Origin of the sequence: Desulfothermobacter acidiphilus (genome assembly GCF_052073645.1) — a bacterium.
Classification (GTDB): Bacteria; Bacillota; Desulfotomaculia; order Desulfotomaculales; family Ammonificaceae; genus Desulfothermobacter; species Desulfothermobacter acidiphilus.
The window spans coordinates 619,982-637,652 of sequence record NZ_CM125440.1 but is presented as its reverse complement, the minus strand read 5'-3'; the positions used below and the strand labels follow the sequence as shown (position 1 = coordinate 637,652).

General features: G+C 55.8%; 19 protein-coding genes and 1 tRNA gene. 5 read left to right on the top strand and 15 right to left on the bottom strand.

Annotated elements, in window-relative coordinates; all coding sequences use genetic code 11:
* Window positions 1-95: 95 nt before the first annotated feature.
* The 4 genes from ACTLLP_RS03380 to purN are packed head-to-tail and all read right to left on the bottom strand — an operon-like array spanning window position 96 to window position 3,654.
* Window positions 96-869, bottom strand: coding sequence for an enoyl-ACP reductase FabI (locus ACTLLP_RS03380; protein WP_441060729.1), 774 nt, complete (start codon window positions 867-869; stop codon window positions 96-98).
* Between the two features lie 26 nt (window positions 870-895).
* The gene (locus ACTLLP_RS03375; protein ID WP_441060727.1) at window positions 896-1,825 is read right to left on the bottom strand and encodes a carbohydrate kinase family protein; all 930 of its coding nucleotides are present in this window, start codon (window positions 1,823-1,825) and stop codon (window positions 896-898) included.
* A 12-nt stretch (window positions 1,826-1,837) separates the two neighbouring features.
* Window positions 1,838-2,827: a hypothetical protein gene (locus ACTLLP_RS03370; protein ID WP_441060725.1), complete on the bottom strand. Its 990-nt coding sequence runs from the start codon at window positions 2,825-2,827 to the stop codon at window positions 1,838-1,840.
* Window positions 2,815-3,654: a phosphoribosylglycinamide formyltransferase gene (purN, locus tag ACTLLP_RS03365; RefSeq protein WP_441061609.1), complete on the bottom strand. Its 840-nt coding sequence runs from the start codon at window positions 3,652-3,654 to the stop codon at window positions 2,815-2,817. The genes ACTLLP_RS03370 and purN overlap by 13 nt, the downstream gene beginning before the upstream one ends.
* A 317-nt stretch (window positions 3,655-3,971) precedes the next feature.
* Here purN and ACTLLP_RS03360 point away from each other — a divergent pair, with 317 nt between their 5' ends.
* The 4 genes from ACTLLP_RS03360 (at window position 3,972) to ACTLLP_RS03345 (ending at window position 6,606) form a co-directional block, all read left to right on the top strand.
* A complete protein-coding gene (locus tag ACTLLP_RS03360; RefSeq protein WP_441059374.1) occupies window positions 3,972-5,420 on the top strand; it encodes an ISLre2 family transposase in 1,449 nt (482 codons plus the stop codon).
* Between the two features lie 141 nt (window positions 5,421-5,561).
* Window positions 5,562-5,981 (top strand): ribonuclease HI family protein, encoded by a 420-nt coding sequence (locus ACTLLP_RS03355; RefSeq protein WP_441060723.1) that lies wholly within the window; start codon window positions 5,562-5,564, stop codon window positions 5,979-5,981.
* 6 nt (window positions 5,982-5,987) lie between these two features.
* Complete coding sequence (locus tag ACTLLP_RS03350) at window positions 5,988-6,272, top strand: ferritin family protein (protein WP_441060721.1); 285 nt, start codon at window positions 5,988-5,990, stop codon at window positions 6,270-6,272.
* A 115-nt stretch (window positions 6,273-6,387) separates the two neighbouring features.
* Window positions 6,388-6,606 carry a NifU family protein gene (locus tag ACTLLP_RS03345; RefSeq protein ID WP_441060719.1) on the top strand — a complete coding sequence of 73 codons (219 nt, stop codon included), beginning with the start codon at window positions 6,388-6,390 and terminating at the stop codon, window positions 6,604-6,606.
* A 180-nt stretch (window positions 6,607-6,786) separates the two neighbouring features.
* On the opposite strand, the gene ACTLLP_RS03340 is transcribed toward ACTLLP_RS03345, so the two are convergent.
* The 10 genes from ACTLLP_RS03340 to ACTLLP_RS03295 form a co-directional block, all read right to left on the bottom strand.
* Window positions 6,787-7,098, bottom strand: a complete 312-nt coding sequence (locus ACTLLP_RS03340) for a hypothetical protein (protein WP_441060717.1) — start codon at window positions 7,096-7,098, stop codon at window positions 6,787-6,789.
* Between the two features lie 89 nt (window positions 7,099-7,187).
* Window positions 7,188-7,263: transfer RNA gene (locus ACTLLP_RS03335), tRNA-Thr, on the bottom strand.
* Between the two features lie 63 nt (window positions 7,264-7,326).
* Window positions 7,327-8,862 carry a glutamine-hydrolyzing GMP synthase gene (guaA, locus tag ACTLLP_RS03330; protein WP_441060715.1) on the bottom strand — a complete coding sequence of 512 codons (1,536 nt, stop codon included), beginning with the start codon at window positions 8,860-8,862 and terminating at the stop codon, window positions 7,327-7,329.
* A 23-nt stretch (window positions 8,863-8,885) separates the two neighbouring features.
* Window positions 8,886-9,437: a hypoxanthine phosphoribosyltransferase gene (gene hpt, locus ACTLLP_RS03325; RefSeq protein WP_441061607.1), complete on the bottom strand. Its 552-nt coding sequence runs from the start codon at window positions 9,435-9,437 to the stop codon at window positions 8,886-8,888.
* Window positions 9,419-9,958, bottom strand: a complete 540-nt coding sequence (locus ACTLLP_RS03320; RefSeq protein WP_441060713.1) for a hypothetical protein — start codon at window positions 9,956-9,958, stop codon at window positions 9,419-9,421. The genes hpt and ACTLLP_RS03320 overlap by 19 nt, the downstream gene beginning before the upstream one ends.
* Window positions 9,959-10,235: 277 nt before the next feature.
* Window positions 10,236-11,462: an aspartate kinase gene (locus ACTLLP_RS03315; protein WP_441060711.1), complete on the bottom strand. Its 1,227-nt coding sequence runs from the start codon at window positions 11,460-11,462 to the stop codon at window positions 10,236-10,238.
* A gap of 36 nt (window positions 11,463-11,498) precedes the next feature.
* The gene (gene thrB, locus ACTLLP_RS03310; RefSeq protein ID WP_441060709.1) at window positions 11,499-12,416 is read right to left on the bottom strand and encodes a homoserine kinase; all 918 of its coding nucleotides are present in this window, start codon (window positions 12,414-12,416) and stop codon (window positions 11,499-11,501) included.
* Window positions 12,413-13,696, bottom strand: a complete 1,284-nt coding sequence (locus tag ACTLLP_RS03305; protein WP_441060707.1) for a homoserine dehydrogenase — start codon at window positions 13,694-13,696, stop codon at window positions 12,413-12,415. Before ACTLLP_RS03305 ends, thrB begins: the two co-directional genes overlap by 4 nt.
* 313 nt (window positions 13,697-14,009) lie before the next feature.
* Entirely contained in the window at window positions 14,010-14,450 is a 441-nt protein-coding gene (locus tag ACTLLP_RS03300; protein ID WP_441060705.1) for a hypothetical protein, read from the bottom strand.
* 79 nt (window positions 14,451-14,529) lie between these two features.
* A complete protein-coding gene (locus ACTLLP_RS03295; RefSeq protein WP_441060703.1) occupies window positions 14,530-15,591 on the bottom strand; it encodes a D-alanyl-D-alanine carboxypeptidase family protein in 1,062 nt (353 codons plus the stop codon).
* A 157-nt stretch (window positions 15,592-15,748) separates the two neighbouring features.
* Between ACTLLP_RS03295 and pdaB the strand changes: the two genes are divergently transcribed.
* The gene (gene pdaB / locus ACTLLP_RS03290) at window positions 15,749-16,501 is read left to right on the top strand and encodes a polysaccharide deacetylase family sporulation protein PdaB (RefSeq protein ID WP_441060701.1); all 753 of its coding nucleotides are present in this window, start codon (window positions 15,749-15,751) and stop codon (window positions 16,499-16,501) included.
* A 69-nt stretch (window positions 16,502-16,570) separates the two neighbouring features.
* Here the strand turns inward: pdaB and mqnE are convergent, their stop codons facing one another.
* On the bottom strand, window positions 16,571-17,671 hold the full coding sequence (gene mqnE / locus ACTLLP_RS03285) for an aminofutalosine synthase MqnE (RefSeq protein WP_441060699.1): 1,101 nt from the start codon (window positions 17,669-17,671) through the stop codon (window positions 16,571-16,573).

Sequence of the window (17,671 nt, the reverse complement as noted above, 5' to 3'; positions counted from 1 at the left end):
TCAAGCCCCCTTAGCAAGAGTCTAAACTCTAGCTTCCCCACGCCAAGTTTTTTTTCCTGTTGGTTATCCTTTTTTTACAAATAAGCGAGCGGCGCTTAAATCCCCACGGCATGATACCCCGCATCCGCGAAGATTACTTCCCCGGTAACGGCGCTGGACAGATCGGAAGCCAGAAATAAAGCTACATTTCCCACTTCTTCCTGCGTAACGTTGCGCCGCAAAGGTGCCTTCTCCTCCACCACCTTGAGGAAAGAGGAGAAGCCCGCTACCCCCCTCGCAGCTACAGTTTTGATGGGGCCGGCCGAGATGGCGTTCACCCGGATATTACAAGGGCCCAAGTCGGCTGCTAAATAGCGCACCGAGGCCTCCAAAGCCGCCTTGGCTACTCCCATCACGTTGTAGTTCTTAACTGCCCGCTGCGAACCTAGATAGGTCAAAGTTATAACGCTTCCACCCCGCTTTTCCAATAAAGGCTTGGCATGTCGGGTGCAAAACACCAGCGAGTAAGCGCTGATATGCAAGGCAGTGTTCCACTGCTCCAGGGTGGTTCGGTAAAACTCCCCCTCGAGCGCTTCTTTAGGGGCAAAAGCCAGGGAGTGGACCAGCACGTCCAAAACACCCCACTTCTCCTCGATGGTGGAAAAAAGCTTTTCCACCTGCTCCGGCTTGGTGACATCACACTCACTGATAGGAATAGCCGGGTCGAGCTCCTCTACCAATTCAGCCACGCCTCTGTAGAAACGCTCGTTCTGGTAATTAAGCCACAGCGCGGCCCCCTCTCGGTGAAGAGTCCTGGCAATACCCCAGGCTATGGAGTGCTTGTTGGCCACACCCAAAACCAAGGCTTTCTTTCCGGCTAACAGTCCCAATTTTTCCCCCTCCTAGAGTAGAACTTTTATATCGGCAAAGGAGCGCCAAAGATATTTTGGTAACGCTGCGAAGCTTCTGCCAGAGTGGGTAAGCTCGACCGAGCTCCCCAGTCTTCCACCACAAATGACGCTACTACGCTGGCCAAACGGTGCGAAATCTCTAGCGGCCAGCCCCGAAGATAACCGTAAAGCATACCAGCCGCGAAGCCATCTCCAGCTCCAGTGGTATCCACTACCTGCCGCGCCAAAGCTGCCTGGTAATCTATACCGTCCGGAGTAACTGCAACGCTTCCCTCTCCTCCCAAAGTAATCAGCGCCACCTTAACGCCATGGCGCAAAAGAAGGCGGACTCCATTCAACAACACCCCCTCCTCGGTGAGCTCCTCCAGCTCCGCCTGCGTGAGAAAAAGCAAGTCGCACCGCTTTAACATGGGAGCCAGGGCTGACAGCCCCCGACGGGAATAAAGCGCCCCAGGAGCAAAGCTGAACCCCACATGCTCGGGTAGGAGCTCTACCCATTCTTTCTGAGCAAGGAAAGCATCTTCTCCCGCAAAAGAGGAGCAATGCACCCACCGCACCTCAGAGCGCAGCGCTTCCTGAAGGTCGGCTAGCGCCAAAGTCAGATTGGCATCCGGACAGGCGTAGAGAGCTCGCCTTCCCCTGCCATCGACGAAAGCAAACACTCGCCCCGTCCCCCTATCCTTTCGCACCTTAACCGCCAGGGTATCCACCCCTGCCTCGGCCAGCGAAGCTAGTGCCCGCCGTCCATCCTCGTCCTCGCCCACCGCCCCCACGAAAGAGCAAGGCCAGCCCAGTTTACCCAAGCCGTAAACGGTATTAGCCGCCGATCCCCCGGGCTGACTGGTAACCAAATGGCAAAAGGCCTCTCCGTCAGTTACCAGGACCTCGGCCGCGAAAAGATAATCTATGTTCAGTGCGCCGCAGCCTAGAAGCATGGTCGCCCCCCTTTAGCCTAACCGAGCCGCCCTGCCCCGCAGCAGCTCCCTAAATCTGGCGTGAACCGCCACCAACTCCTCCTCAAGCGGCAAACTCGGCAGCCAATGATAAAACGGCCCCTCTTCCTTATCTGCCTGGGCGGATAGGCTTGCTATCCGCTCTCTCAGCGCCACCAGCCCCCCTGCGGCGAACGCTTCAACCAGAGGGAGAATAGCCGATAAATGTAGCGCCGCCACCGCACAGGTGCCGTAAGGCAGAGAATAAGCATTCCCGTTGAAAACGATGCTTAGGCCTCCCGCTTCGCGCACCGACCCGAGTAAATGAAAATCAGTGATGCTATCTCCCACAGCTACCACTCGCTCCAACGGTATGCCTACCCGGCGGGCAAACGCGCTCAAAGCTTCAGTTTTACGTCTTCCACCCACCACCTTAACCGCAGCAAAAAAGCTTCCCGCCATCCTCCGAGGCATTTCCTGCCAAAAAAATCTCTCGCCCACTTCCCGCAGGCGCTCATCGTCTTCCAGTGGGATCTTCAGCAAAGACTCAGCCACTTGTTTAATCCAATCCCGGTCCTCCTGGGGTAACTTCCCCTGCCAGGCGTCCAGAGGCAAAGAAGTGCAGGCTACCCATTCCTGTCCCAAACCCAATAAACTGGCTATATGGTAAGCATGCTGGCAGTAGCTAGTAGAAATTACACAGGGCTTAAACCCCCGCTCCAATAATGCAGCCACCACTTCGCGCGAACCGGGAGTGAGCAAAGCCGAGGCGGAGACCGCCCTTATATCGTCCTCCCTAATCCCGTAAGCCAGCAGGAAAGGAACGATGAGAGCCAGGGTGTCGCCCGGCTCGTAACCCGGGCGCCCTTCCAAAACCAGCAAATCATCGTAGCGGCTGAGTCGCTCAAAGAGCTCTTGTCCCTGGGGCAGACGCCCCATTAACTCGAAAGCATTGTCCTGGGGAGAAAGCGGCCCCTCCAGATCAAAAGCGACTAAAAAGCCCATTCTTCCACCATCCTCTCCCAGCGAGGCAGTAAAGCCTCCACCTCCGCCGAAAGATCCACTCCCGCGCAGGGTCTTCCTTGGTGCAGCACTTGACTATCCACCAATTCAATTTCGCACCGGGCCAGCTTGTTCAGCGTAAGCCATATAAGGGGGAACTCGCGCACAAATTCCTCCCGCCTAATGGCGCGGAAAAGGAGTTCGCTCTCCCCCTCCTCGCGTTGTAACCTCTCCAGACCAATTTGGCACAGCTTGCGCTCCCAATCCTCCCATAGCGGTTTCAAAGCGGGAATGTCTAAGGGAAAGCGGCAGTAAGTCACCGCTGGACCAGCATCGAGCTCTGGGGTCACCAAGTGGATCATGGCCCCCGCCTCGCGAGCTCGGGTAACCATAAGAGCCCACACCACTTCCTGCCAAGTACCCTTGGGGCCTCCAGGAAGAGCGGGGTGCAAATTAAGCATACGATGCCGCTGGCACATCCTGCTCCCTACCACCAGCATATAACCGGCTAAAAAAGAAAAGGCAACCGGAAAATCCTTGATCTTCTCCCACACAGCTTCGTGATAAGCCTCACGCCACGCCTCACGATCAGATTGCCATTTCGCAGGAGCAAAACGGCGAGAAGATAAAGTCACCAGTGGTAAACCAAACGAGCGCACCAACCGCAAGAAGGCATCGCTCTCCGGAGATTCCCCCTCCTCCCGGTTACAGAAAACGAAAGCGATCTTCAAATCCAACTCCTTTTTTTCGATCCCCTCGCACACCAATTGCAATAACTGGCGCGCGGCTTTGTCCCGACCAGTGGAAAACCAGCCTATGCGTAAAGACACCGACAACTCACTGTTTCCCTCCGCTTATTTTTTCTAAACCCATTCTCCGGTCACGAGCGCGTTTTGTCAAGCTCTCCGTGGCTCTAGCGCGTCAATAGCTGGCAGGCGGATGCGAAGAAAAGCCACCTGGAATTTAAAATCGCGACGCCTGGCCACCCGCTATCGTGCGAGCGCCTGCGCGAAGCCCCTCCTTCCAGCTACTGGGAATCTGCACCGGAGGGCGTACAATTTCAGTAGGTGACGGAGGAGGTTAATGAAGGAGGAGACCTCGCCCCTCACGGACAATTTTCATGGACTGAAAGGAGGAGCGAGGTCTCATGCACAGTCAACCTATTTCAGACATTCAACCTCTCGCGGACCTAATCCTTCTTCTGGGGGAGAAAGTTAGCAAACTAATTACCGAATGCCGCGACTTCTACAAGCTCGAAGAAGAAGTGCACAAGCTCTCTCAAGAAGCTTGCGTGAAGATCTTCGCCTGGGCCCTCGAGGAAATAGACACCTGGCTCGTGAACGCCCGGGACAAGCGCACCTGGAAAGTGATAGGCTTCCGGGAAAGAACCGTAGTTAGCAGCTTTGGGGAATTCAAAGTAAAAAGGCGGCTTTACAGGAACAAAAAGACGGGAGAGGCCAGGTTTCTTCTTGACGAGGTTCTGGGCTGGCAGGAGAGGTCTAGATGCACGCCGCGTTTGAAGGAGATGGCGGTGAAGCTTGGGAGCGAAGTACCCTTCAGGCGGGCAGCGGAAATTCTCGGTTATTTTGTCCCTGGGATAAGCGCCATGGCGGTGTGGCAGGCCGTGCAGGAAGTAGGAGAAGCACTCAGGCAGGAGGGAGAGTCCAGGAGAGAAGCCGTTTTTGAGAAGGGAGAGACACCCGGAGGTAAAGAGAAGACCTCCAGGCTTTACATAGAGGCCGACGGGGTGGTGGTAAGGCTTCAAAGGAGCGGAGAGAAAAGGAAAGAGGTCAAACTCTTCGTAGCTTACACAGGCAAAGAAGCGATTGGGGGTGGCCGGAAGGCTTTAAAGGACAAGCTGGTAACGAGCGGTGTAGGCGAAGGGGAGAGGATGTGGGAGGAAGTTTACTCTGGGGTAGCGAGCCGGTGGGACATGGGTCAGGTGAAGGAGATATACCTTGGGAGTGACGGGGCGGAGTGGGCCAAGCAGGGGGTAGATTACTTCCCCGGGGCAGTGCACGTTTTGGACCCTTACCATTTGAACCGGCGGCTTATAGAGGCTTTTTGGCACGATGAGGAGGCCTATAGTGGGATCAGGCAGGCCATTTATCTGGGGGACCGGGAGAAGGTAGAAGAGATTTTGGGAGGAGTAGCAAGGAGAGTTCGCGGGGCTAAGAGGAGGAGAATAGAGAAGCTCTGGCAGTATCTCAAGGAGAACTGGTCGGGGATAGTTACCTCTTCTGCTGCGGAGCATCTGGGGGCCATAGAGGGGCAGGTACAGCACAACGTGGCGCGGCGGATGAAGCGGTTGGGAGCCAGCTGGACGGAGGCAGGAGCAGACAGGATGGCGCGGGTTTTGGCTGCTCGAGCCAACGGGGTGCTCGGGAGGCACACTTCTCGTTGGCCGGTACTGCTGGCCAGGCAAGAACATTTGGCTCAGGCGGTGCGGTTGGAGGTAAAGCGGAAGATAGAGGAGGCGGGGAGTTGGCATAAAGCTGGGTTGCCGGCATTGAGAGGACCCTCTGCCGGAGCTCCATGGGTGAAGCATGTGTTGCGGGAACTAAGCCGGCCTAGCCTCAGTAGTTTGATCCCTTAATGGCGCAGGTACCGGGGTTATCCTGGCGGCGAGGTTTCCATGAAGAGAAGTTTTCTCCCGAACCACCTACTAACTCTTGACGCGCACTCTGCACCGGAACCGCTTTACAAACGCCGCAGCTCATGGTAATATTAAAGCGCGATGCGCTATCTCATCTATACTGACGGAGCCAGCAGGGGGAACCCGGGACCGGCTGCCGCTGCTGTGGTGATATTTGATGCCGAGGGTAGTTTGCGGGAGTTTCACGCCAAGCTCCTTGGCACAGCCACCAATAACATGGCCGAGTGGGAGGCTTTGGCATGGGCCCTGGAGCTCCTGGCTGCTGGGTACTCCCACCAAGCCTTGGAGCTGGATATACGCTCCGACTCGCTGCTGGTGGTCAAGCAATATCACGGCGAGTATCAAATCCGCTCTAACGAACTCCGCGCGCTGGCCGAACGGGTGCGAAATGTGCTTCGTGCGCACCCCCAATGGAAGCTCAGGCTATGCCACATACCCAGAGAGCAAAATTTGCTGGCCGACAAGCTGGCCAACCAGGCTCTAGATATGGGAAGGAGGTGAGAGAATATGATGCAGCGCCTTCCTATCGACTTGAGCAAGGTGGATCGCGAGGATATCGACCGGGAGATCCTGCGAGCAGCCATTATCGCCGAGCTGGACGCTATCAATTTTTACGAACAGCTGGCGGCAATGGCCACCGACGAGAACGTGCAAGCGGTTCTTCTGGACGTGGCGCGGGAGGAAAAGACGCACGTGGGCGAATTTCAAGCCCTGTTGCTGCGGTTGGATGAAGAGCAGGCCGAAGAGCTAGAGAACGGGGCGGAAGAAGTAGAGGAACTCCTGGGCGAATAGTAGAAACGCAACTTATCGAGCTCGAACGCCGTATCCTCACAAGAAAGGAGGTACGCGCCTGGCCATCGCCAACCTTGACTCCGGTAAGGTAGCGCTACCAGGCGCAGTGATTTAAATGAGAGAAAAGGTAGAAGCCACTCTAGCGCGGATCCGCCCGTATCTACAGCAGGATGGTGGCGATGTGGAGTTGGTGGCTGTAGAGGACGGGGTGGTAAAGGTGAGGCTTAAAGGAGCCTGCGGCGGTTGTCCTATGGCCACCGTAACCCTGAAACAAGGCATTGAACGCATCCTCAAAGAGGCCGTACCCGAGGTCAGGGAAGTAGTGGCCGTTTAAATTGTAATAAAAGGCAACTTGGTTGATTTTAACAGCCAGCTAGAATTCTAGCTGGCTGCTTATTGCTTAATAACATAATAATTAATGAAGAAAACAAAAAACGGCCTAAAACGGCCGGCTTCCCGCTTCAAGAGAAATGCCTGCGCCGTTTAACTACTTCCCTCCGACCCCGATAGCCATTTAACCCGAAATGAAAGCATCATTACCCCCCTTTGGGCTGAGCTCCTCCCCCTGGCTGGCCCGCAACTCTGCCAGCCACTTCAACGCCTGGCGGGCACAAATTCCAGCCACCTCGAAGAGCAACCGCTCGTAGCCATCTTCATCTACGGCCTTCTTGAGGAAGCGCAAAGCATCCTCTTTAACCGCGCGGCGCTCACCTTCGCTGGAGACAAATTTCGGTTTCACCGCATCGCGCAAAGCCTGAAAAACCACCGCCCGAGCAATTTCTCGGTAGGCGTCATGATCCGAATTTACAACCCATGCCTTGGCCATGACTTTTCACCTCCTTCACCCCTGAGACCTAACGAAAAAGCTCCTGTCCTCGCTCGCAGGAGCTTCCGCAAAGCCTTTTAAAGATAATCTGGAGCTGGTGGCCGGACTCGAACCGGCGACCTGCGCATTACGAGTGCGCTGCTCTGCCTGCTGAGCTACACCAGCTTGAAAGCTCCACGCTTTTATCTTAGCCCGGATCTAAAAATTTGTCAAGAAAAAACACTTCCATTATTCCCACTCTATGGTACTAGGGGGTTTGGAGGTGATATCGTAAACCACCCGGTTTACCTCGGGAACCTCGCGCACGATCCTGGAAGCGATTCTTTCTAAAAGATCGTGAGGCAAACGGGCCCAATCCGCAGTCATGCCGTCCTGGCTTTCTACCGCTCGCACCGCCACGGTATAGGAGTAGGTGCGTCTATCGCCCATGACACCCACCGTGCGGATACCGGGTAAAATGGCGAAATACTGCCACAAAGCCCGGCTCAAACCGGCCTTTTGCACCTCTTCGGTAACAATGGCATCGGCTTTCCGCAGCAAAGCAACCTTTTCCGCCGTGACCTCCCCCAGAATGCGAACGGCTAAACCGGGGCCGGGAAAAGGTTGCCTCCAAACAATGTCCTCCGGTAAACCCAACTCGAGCCCGAGCTCTCGCACCTCGTCCTTAAAAAGGTAACGCAAGGGCTCCAACAATTCCAGCTCCATCTCCTCCGGCAGACCGCCCACATTGTGGTGGGACTTGATGCGCTGGCTGAGAGGGGTGCCGCTTTCGATCACATCTGGATAAAGCGTACCTTGCACTAGATAGCGCACCTTTCCCAGCCTGCGAGCCTCCTCCTCAAAGACGCGGATGAATTCGTGCCCCACCCGCCGCCGCTTCTCCTCCGGGTCCACCACCCCTGCGAGCCGAGCCAGAAACCTCTCCGACGCATCCCTGTAAACTAAGGGCACCCCCAGGGAGCGCATGGTCTCCAGCACCGCTTCGGCCTCTCCCTGACGCAAAAGGCCGTGATTCACAAAGAGGCAGGTTAGCTGCTCCCCCACCGCCCGGTGAACCAAAACCGCGGCTACGGAAGAATCCACCCCCCCACTCAAAGCGGCCAGAACCCGCTCCTCCCCAACCTGCGCTTTGATTTCGGCCACAGAACGGGCAATAAAAGAAGCCATAGTCCAGTTGCCCTGGCATCCACAAACCCGGAAAAGAAAGTTGTGTATGATCTGCCGGCCCGCAGCGGTATGTGCTACTTCTGGGTGAAATTGTAAACCATACCATTTATGTGACGGTTGCTCCATGGCCGCCACGGTCACCACAGGGCTACTGGCTGTGATCACAAATCCCGGAGGCACCTGAATTACCAGGTCTCCGTGACTCATCCAAACAGAGGTAGGGCTATCGATTCCCTCCCATAAGAGTGAGGGGTGAACCAAATTAATCTCAGTACGACCGTACTCGCGCAGTACGCCTCCCGAACCTACTTGCCCGCCCAGCAAATGGGCCAGAAGCTGCATCCCGTAGCAGATGCCCAGCACTGGAATTCCCAGGCGCAGGAGCTCAGGATCTATGGTGGGGGCGCCCGGGTCCAAAACGCTGGCCGGGCCGCCGGAAAGAATTAGTCCTTTAGGGCTGCGGCGGACGATCTCCTCCAGCGGAGTTTGGTAAGGAATGATCTCGCAATAAACGTGGCATTCTCGAACCCGCCGGGCGATTAGCTGGGTATATTGCCCGCCAAAATCGAGAATCAATATCAGTTCTTCCGGACGCAAGCTGGCTTCCTCCTCTTTTCAGGTCATGATCGAGATGACTGGTACACCTCACGTTTGAGCACGCAGATATCTGGCAGATTACGGTACCTCCCAGCGTAGTCCAGCCCGTACCCCACCACGAACTCGTCGGGAATGGCAAATCCGGCGTAGTCCACTTGAACCGGCACTTGGCGGCGCTCCGGCTTGTCCAGCAAAACGCAAACTTTAAGTAATTCCGGCTGACGCGCCTGCAAATGACCGAGCAAATAGCTAAGAGTGAGACCCGTGTCTACGATATCTTCCACCAATAGAATTTTCTTGCCGGTTATATCGTAATCCAGATCTTTAGTTATGCGGACCACTCCGGAGGAGACACTAGATTTCCCGTAACTGGACACCGCCAAGAAGTCTATCTCCACCGGGAAAGTCAGTTTGCGAATAAGATCAGCTAAAAAAACTACCGCGCCCTTCAGCACCCCTATTACTAAGAGCTCGCTTCCTCCCATGTCGCCTGCTATGTCAGCGGCCAGGTCTTCCAGACGCGCAGCTATCTCTTCCCGGGAAATCAAAACGCGCTCTATTTCTTTTCCCCACATGAGTCCTCCCTTGCCCACTGCAATGGTACCTCCAGATTAAAGCGATTTACACCACGCAGACAGCCGCTGATCCAAAAGCGGCTACCGGGAACTGCATTTAGCCAAGCCCTCAAGAGGGTAAAAACCGGTAACTCATCAACCATGCAACGGCCCCGGATTCCCGCTTTTGACGGCTCATACTCCAGCGTGAAAAGAAGGTTTTGCTTGATCAACTCCGCTTCCAGCAACACTTTTCCTCCAGGCGAACTCCAGCACACCGCCCAGCGAAGCAATCCCACCAAAATCTGGGGCAGAAAACAGGTGGAGAGTATTGGCTTTTTGACGTTCCCCTTTACCCGAACCTTCAAGGTTACCTCTCCCTGCTGAGCCATAAGCAACACGCGTTGTTGGCAGAGGGAGAGCAAAGCCTCCAGAGTGACGGAGGAAGAACTAAGGGCACTCTCCCCTTGCAAATACTGTTGGAGGATTTGTACCAGCTCCTTGACTCGCTCCCCCAAGCAACTTGCTTCGGGTTCGAGCAAAGGTGCTTCCTCCCGGTGCATAGCTTCAAGCAGTAGAATTGCGCTTAATAACAGAGGCAACAGTCTGGCTTCGGCCAATTGCCAAAGTTCGCCTTTCCTTCCGCAAAACTTTGATTTGCCATAAATGACCTTATCTTCCTTTACAACCCAAGATCGGTCTGAAACAGGATAGGTCATGGCGGCTCCCCCCCATCCGCTGCCGGGCTCGGGCTCTAATCTACCACCCCCTCCAGGAATCTGTCAATCAACCTTTATTGTTGCTTCTTGACAATAAATGCTACTTAGTGTCTACCAAACGCTCCAGGCTAAAACAGCGATGCAGTGCCCGGACAGCTCGAGGGATTTCTTCTTCTTTTATGATACACGAAATCTTTATCTCCGAAGTGCTGATCATTTCTATATTGATTCCCTCGGCGCTCAAGGCAGCGAACATGGCAGCAGCCACACCAGAATGAGTGACCATGCCTGCCCCCACGATCGACACTTTCCCCACCCGATCGTTATACGTGTATCCCTTGGCGCCAATACTTTCTTTGACCCGTTCCACCACTTTTAGCGCTTGAGGCAAATCGTGGCGAGAAATGGTGAAAGAGATGTCGTTGCGGCCGTCACGAGTCATTCCCTGAATAATCATGTCTACGTTGATCTTCTCTGCTGCTAGAGCGGAAAACAGAGTATGGGCAATGCCTGGACGGTCAAAAACATCGAAAAGGCCGATTTTGGCCACCTGAGCATCGTGCGCTATTCCGCTGACCACCCGCTTTTGCTCCATGGCCTCTTCCTCCTTAATTTCTGTGCCCAGATCGGTTGTGAAGCTGGAACGCACGCGTAAAGGCACCTGGTGAATTTTGGCTAATTCCACCGCCCGGGGGTGCAATACTACCGCTCCCAAGCAGGCCAACTCTAGCATTTCGTCGTAAGAGATGCAGGGGAGTTTGACCGCGGCTGGTTCCAGACGGGGATCAGCAGTGAAAACCCCTTCCACATCGGTGTAAATCTCGCAAATATCGGCCCTTAGGGCCGCAGCCAGGGCCACCGCTGTGGTATCCGAGCCCCCCCGGCCCAAAGTGTTAACGTCGCCATTAGGAGCTTTGCCCTGAAAACCGGCCACCACCGGTATGCGTCCCTGCTCTAACTCCCGGCGAAGGCGTTGCGTATCCACAGCGGTAATACTGGCTTTGCCATAGGTTCCGTCAGTGGTTATGCCCGCTTGAGCCCCGGTCAGCGATATGGCGTCCCCGCCTAAGGCCTGCAAGGCCAAACTTAGAAGCGCTATTGACACCTGCTCTCCCGTACTTAGCAGCTGATCCATCTCGCGCGGGGAAGGCGAAGGATTCACTTGGTGAGCCAATTCGATGAGTTCATCGGTGGTATCCCCCATCGCCGAAACTACCACTACCACCTGGTGGCCTTCTAAACAGGTGCTGTAAACACGTTCGGCCACTCTTTTTATCCGGGACACGTCGGCTACGGAACTCCCACCGAACTTCTGCACCAATAACATCGCTTTTCCACCTCAAGTAAATAAGCTGTAAATTGGCTATCTCTCCCAGCGGAGGCCCTCATTGTCCGGCTCTAGCAGGTAAGTACGAGTGCTAACCCCTGCCCTAGCCATGGCTTCCTGAAGCGCCTGCCGGACTGCTTCAGCGCGGGCGGGCGAAGTCAACGCCACCACCGCAGGACCCGCCCCGCTTAAAGAAGCCCCCCAAGCCCCAGCTGCCAGGGCCGCCTTTATAGCCTCTTCCGCCCCGGGTATGAGTCTTAACCGGTAGGGCTGGTAAAGGCTGTCTTCCATGGCCCAGCGGAAAAGCTCGTACCGCCGGCAAGCGAAAGCACCAGCCAGCAAAGCCGCCCGGCCCAGGTTAAAGAGCACTGCCTCGCGGGGATAGTAGGAGGGAAGCAAACGGCGGGCCTCTGAAGTTGGTAGGGTGAAAGCAGGACAGGCCACCACCGCCTGGAGCTCGGGATCGACCTCGGCTTTGCAGGTAGCCACCCCCGTCTCGGTTCGGACCACTGTCACCGCGCCCCCCAACAGAGAAGCAGCCACGTTATCTGGGTGCCCTTCCAATTCGGTGGCCAGTTTCAGCACCTCCTCCGGGTCAACCCTTGCCTTGGCCAGCACTTTAACGATTGTCAGACCGGCCAGTAAAGCAGCTCCACTCGATCCTAATCCGGCTCCCAGGGGAATCTGGTTATAAACGGTTATTTTGAGGCCGGAAGCGATCTCCAGCGGTTTCCACGCCTCTTGAGCCCGCGTGATGGCATAACCCACCAGGTTTCTCGCCTGGTCCCGTTGGAGCTGCTCCGAGCCTTCCCCCCTTATCTCCCAAAGGATCCCTTCCCCTGGGTAGAGTTCCACGGTCACCCGGAGGTAAAGTTTCAGGGCCAGGGCGAAACAGTCGCACCCCGAACCCAGGTTGGCGGTACTAGCAGGCACGGTGACCTCAACCGAGCTCATTCTTCCAACACCCGTATGACGTTGGCCACCGCGGCCACAGTGGGGAGCTTCTGGAGCTCGGCTTCGGCCGCACGCAAGCTGGCCTCTCTTACCCGGTGAGTCACCAGCACCAGATCGGCCACTTCACCGGTGGTCTTCTGGGTTACCGCCGCCAAACTCACCTCGTGGCGGCCAAAGGCTGCAGCAATGCCAGCCAGCACTCCGGGGCGGTCCAGAGCTCGAAGGCGCAAATAAAAGGAAGACTCGTTAGCTTCTATCGGCAGCAGCGGTTTCTGCTCAAAGCACGTGCACCTCCACATGCCTTTGACTCCGTGCAAAAGCTGACGCGCTGCTGCTATGATGTCTCCGGTGACCGCGCTGGCCGTGGGGAGTTCCCCCGCCCCTTGGCCGTAAAACATGGTTTCACCCACCGCGTCTCCGCGGACAAAAACGGCGTTGAACACGCCTCGCACCGAAGCCAGCGGATGTTTTTGGGATACCAGCGTGGGGTGTACCCGCACCTGTAGTCCCTGCTCTGTTTCTTGCGCCAAGGCCAAAAGTTTTATAGCGTAGCCCAACTCCCTGGCGTATTTGATGTCGGTCGGCTCGATGCGGCTAATCCCCTCCGTGTAAACTTCAGGGAAAGTGACGCGGGAATTAAAAGCTATGGAAGCCAAGATGGCTATTTTCCTCGCCGCATCCAAACCGTCAATGTCGGAGCGGGGATCGGCTTCCGCATAACCATGCGCTTGCGCTTCTTTAAGCGCCAGAGCAAAATCCAGATCCGCTTCCTCCATGCGGGTTAAAATATAGTTGGTTGTACCATTAATTATACCTGTGATTCCCTGGATGCGATTGGCTGCCAGAGATTCTTTAAGAATCTTGATGATGGGAATACCTCCAGCCACGCTGGCCTCAAAGAAAAGATCAGTGCCCGCTGCCGCTGCGACATCAAATAGCTCCTTGCCGTGCAAGGATAGCAGATCCTTGTTGGCGGTCACCACCATCTTCCCCTGCGCCAGCGCCTGTTCCACGTAACGCCGCGTCGGCTCCACTCCCCCCATCACCTCGACCACGATGTCCACTGCCGGATGCTCAATCACTGCTCGCGGATCGGTGGTCAACTTATCCGGAGGCACGGGGATCCCCCGATCCCGGTTGGGATCGCGCACTAGGATCTTAGCCACTTCCAGCCTGGCCCCCAGCCGAGCGGCAATCAGCTCGCTATTTTTCTCTAATACGCGGTAAACGCCTCTACCAACGGTTCCTAACCCCAAAAGTCCTATCCCGAAACTCCGCACCTAACCCCTCCCCCCTGGATTTAATGCCCCACCCGCATACAACAGGAATTATACCACAAGTGCGCTTACCGCCTCTAAACCGGCTAGCAGAGTGCGCGCCAAGGGCTGGCAGGACAAAGCCCTCGCGTAAGCGCTGGCCGGATGCCTGCTAACTACCTGAACCCCCAGGATACACTAAACCGTATAACGGGAGGGAGATCACTGCGAGAAATCGAGCGACAGGAAGGTGAGCATTCACCAATCAACTCTGCCAGCGAAAAGCTAATTATCCTCCGCCCCAGGGGAGTGCGAATAGCGGGGTCAGAAAGATTCTCTAGAGGTTTCCCGCGCTCCGCAAAACTGAAGGAGCAAGGCGCTCGATGCCTGTGGCCGCTTCTTTTTCCAACGTGGTATTACCTTCGTGGCCGCGAGCGGTGGCCAGTTTGACCCCTTTTTCATCCCGAGCCACGAGTTCGTAGCTGTCTCCGCCCCCGCAGTAGGTGTACTCGACCCCCTCAGGGCTCGATTGCAGGGGCAATTCTAGCTCCGCCGGGTCGCGCGGATATTCGGCGTGGAAGATATAGTATGCATCTAGAGTCAGGGACAGGTTGTATAGGTCGCCCAGGACACGGACATCACGAGCAGCGTCAAGGCACTTCTGGTAAAAGGGAAATAAAGTGGCCGTCGCCACTCCAACGGTCAGAGTGAGCGTGGTCAGCACCACCAATAATTCCAGCAGCGAAGAGCCCTTATCGTCCCTAAGCCCGACCAGCATATTTTCACCTCCCCTAAAAAAACTCGGCCTAGGAAAAGGCCGAGTTGAGCGGAAATATTAACTTCAGGGCAGCTTGCAACTACTCAAAGTTTCGACCTATCAGACGCCACCACCAGGGACGCTCCAGCACTTCCTTGGAGGCCACTAAAGGAACCTTTCCCAGTTCCTGGCCGCGCCAGATAAAAGTCACTTCTCCTAGAGGTGTACCCGCCGCTACGGGAGCGCAGAGAGGAGGCGCTAAGTGCACTATTTTATCCACTTCCTCTCCCGGTGGCAGAAGCGCTACCAATTCCTGAGCCGCCTCTAGTGGCACGTCTCCTAAGCGCCCACCGGACACTGGCAGGCGCGTCCAATGCTCTCCCAACGCGCAGAGCTTCGCCGGCTCTAATCCTTTCTTGGCCCACTCCAGCAAATCGGAGGCATCGCGGTAACGGTGGGGGCTTTTGAGCACCACGGCTATGAATTGCCGTTCCCCCAAGTTGGCCGAAGCAATGAGGCATTGCCCCGCCGCCTGGGTGGTGCCAGTTTTTATTCCTGTGACCTCGGGATAGCCACCATGGAGGAGCCGGTTGGTATTGTTTATGGGGAGTTCCCTCGGCGGGTTTTCCCACCGCACCACTGTCTGCCGAGTGGATACAAGCGAAGCAAATTGCGGGTTCCGCATAGCGTAACGGGATAGATAGGCCAGATCCTTGGCCGTACTCCAATGCCCCGGGTGGGAGTAGCCATTGGTGTTGGCAAAACGGGTCTCCTCCAATCCCAGTAACAAAGCTTTGGCGTTCATCCACCGGGTGAAGGTGTCGTGGTCACCAGCCACTCCCTCGGCAATGGCCACCGTAGCGTCGTTAGCCGAGGAGATCAGGGCAGCCTTGATCAACTCCCCCAGCTTAATCCGTTCCCCTGCCCGTAGGTCGATCACTGAACCCATGGATACCGCTGCAGCCCGGGAACTCACGGTAATTACTTCCTCTAAATCGGCCATTTCCATGGCTAGGATACAGGTCATCACTTTGGTAAGACTCGCCGGAGGACGCCGCTGGTCAGCGTTCTTGGCGTAGTAAATTAGCCCGCTTTGCGCCTCCATTAGCACTGCCGCCTCCGCTTCCACCGCGGGCGGAGAGGCCCATAGCTTTGGCGCCACCCCTCCCAGGAGCAACCCTACCACTAATGTAGCGACCAGTATTTTCCCCATTTGCACCGTTCATCGCCTCGGCGAACAATGTTTCTAAGCATATCTTTCCCCAGCAGCCCATAACTCTTAGCAAAGGAAATATTGGCTTGGGGGTAAGGCTTGGGCCATGCGGATGTTTTACCTGAGCTTCAAGCGGCTAAAGGAGGTTTGGTTCGCTCTTTTAAGCCTCGCCGTGGTGGGAAGTCTAATCGTGCATAGCTTTTGGCACGACAGCGCTCCGGTTTCTAGCAAAAACCCCTCTTCCCCCATCGTTTACCGGGTGCAAACAGAAGAAAAGGTAGTGGCCTTAACTTTCGATATTAGCTGGGGAACGCAAACCCCGCCAAAAGTGCTCAACTTGCTGCGTAAAGAAGGTCTAAGGTGCACCTTTTTCCTCTCCGGCCCCTGGGCGCGGCGTTACCCAGATCTGGCCCAGCACATAGCCAAAGATGGGCACGAAATCGCCAGTCACGGCCACCGTCACATCAATTTGAGCTCTCTGCCGCCTAGCGAAATTAAAGCCGAGATCGGCCAAGCCCACGAAGCCCTAAAAGAAGTGACGGGACACGCTCCTAATCTAATCCGTACACCCAACGGAGACTATAACGGTAAAGTATTAAAGGTGGCCCAAGAGATGGGTTACAGGGTTATTCAATGGGATGTAGACTCCCTCGATTGGAAAAATCCAGGGGTAAATACAATAGTGTCCCGGGTACTGAAACAGGTTCGTCCGGGAAGCATCGTACTCCTGCACGCTAGCGACACTTGCCAGCAAACAGACCAGGCCTTGCCCGCTATCATTCAGGGCCTGCGGGAAAAAGGTTACAGCATGGTGACCGTATCGGAGCTCTTGCAGTACGGGCCTGGAGTCGCTGAGTGAACATATCCGGAGCTCAACCCGGACGCATCGTTCACGCTCGCTAGAGCAGCGTTTAGTCGCCGGGAAGAGTTAGGCTTCTCTCCGCACGGGGAGGTACAGGGCGTCCCTCTCCACCGGCACCCCTCCCGCCGCCAAGATGAACTCTTCCAGTTCCTGCCGAGTGAGTACCTGAGGGCTTTCGGCACCAGCGCTATGAGCAATTCGCTCTTCCAGTACCGTTCCCTCGATGTCATCGGCTCCAAAGTTCAATGCCACCTGGGCGAGCTTGATTCCCACCATCACCCAATATACCTTAATATGAGGGAAATTATCTAAAAACAAGCGGCTCACCGCTATGGTCTTAAGGTCGTCAAATCCAGTAGTTCCCTTAATCCCCTCTTCCTTAGCCAGAGGGTTGTTCTTAGGCAAAAAGGGAAGGGGGATAAAGGCCTGAAAGCCCCCGGTACGATCCTGCAGTTCCCGCAAGCGCAGCAGGTGATCCACCCTATCTTCATAGGACTCCAAGTGCCCGTAAAGCATAGTGGCGTTGGTAGGGATGCCCAAAGCGTGCGCCTCGGCGTGGATTTCCAACCAGCGTTCTCCACTTATCTTGTTCGGACAAAGGCGCTGGCGCACCAACGGAGCAAAGATCTCCGCTCCCCCACCTGGAAGAGCATCTAAACCTGCCTCCCGCAAGCGGAGCAGCACTTCGGCCACCGATAAACCCTCGCGTTGGGCTAGAAAGTCCACCTCCACCGCCGTTAAGCCCTTGACCGTAACCCCTTTAACCTTCTTCTTTATGCCCTGCAATATGGTGCAGAAATAGTCGAGGTCGAGCTCCGGATTGAGCCCTCCCACTAGGTGAACCTCCCGTATTCCCCAGAGAGAAGCTGAATGTACTCGCCGGATCACTTCCCTTGGGCTGCTTACATAGGCTCCCTCTTCTCCCGGGCGGCGGCGAAAAGCACAAAATCGGCAAGTACCCACGCAAACATTAGTATGGTTGATGTGGCAATTTACGGCGAAGAAAACTTGATCCCCGTGCCGCTGACGCTTAGCCCTCTGAGCCAGCATTCCCAGCCCCACCAAATCGGTGGAGCGAAAAAGAGCGATCCCATCGTTAAAGTCCAGCCGCTCTCCCCGCGTAAGTTTAGCCGCTACCTCTTCCAACTCGCGACTCACCAATTGCAT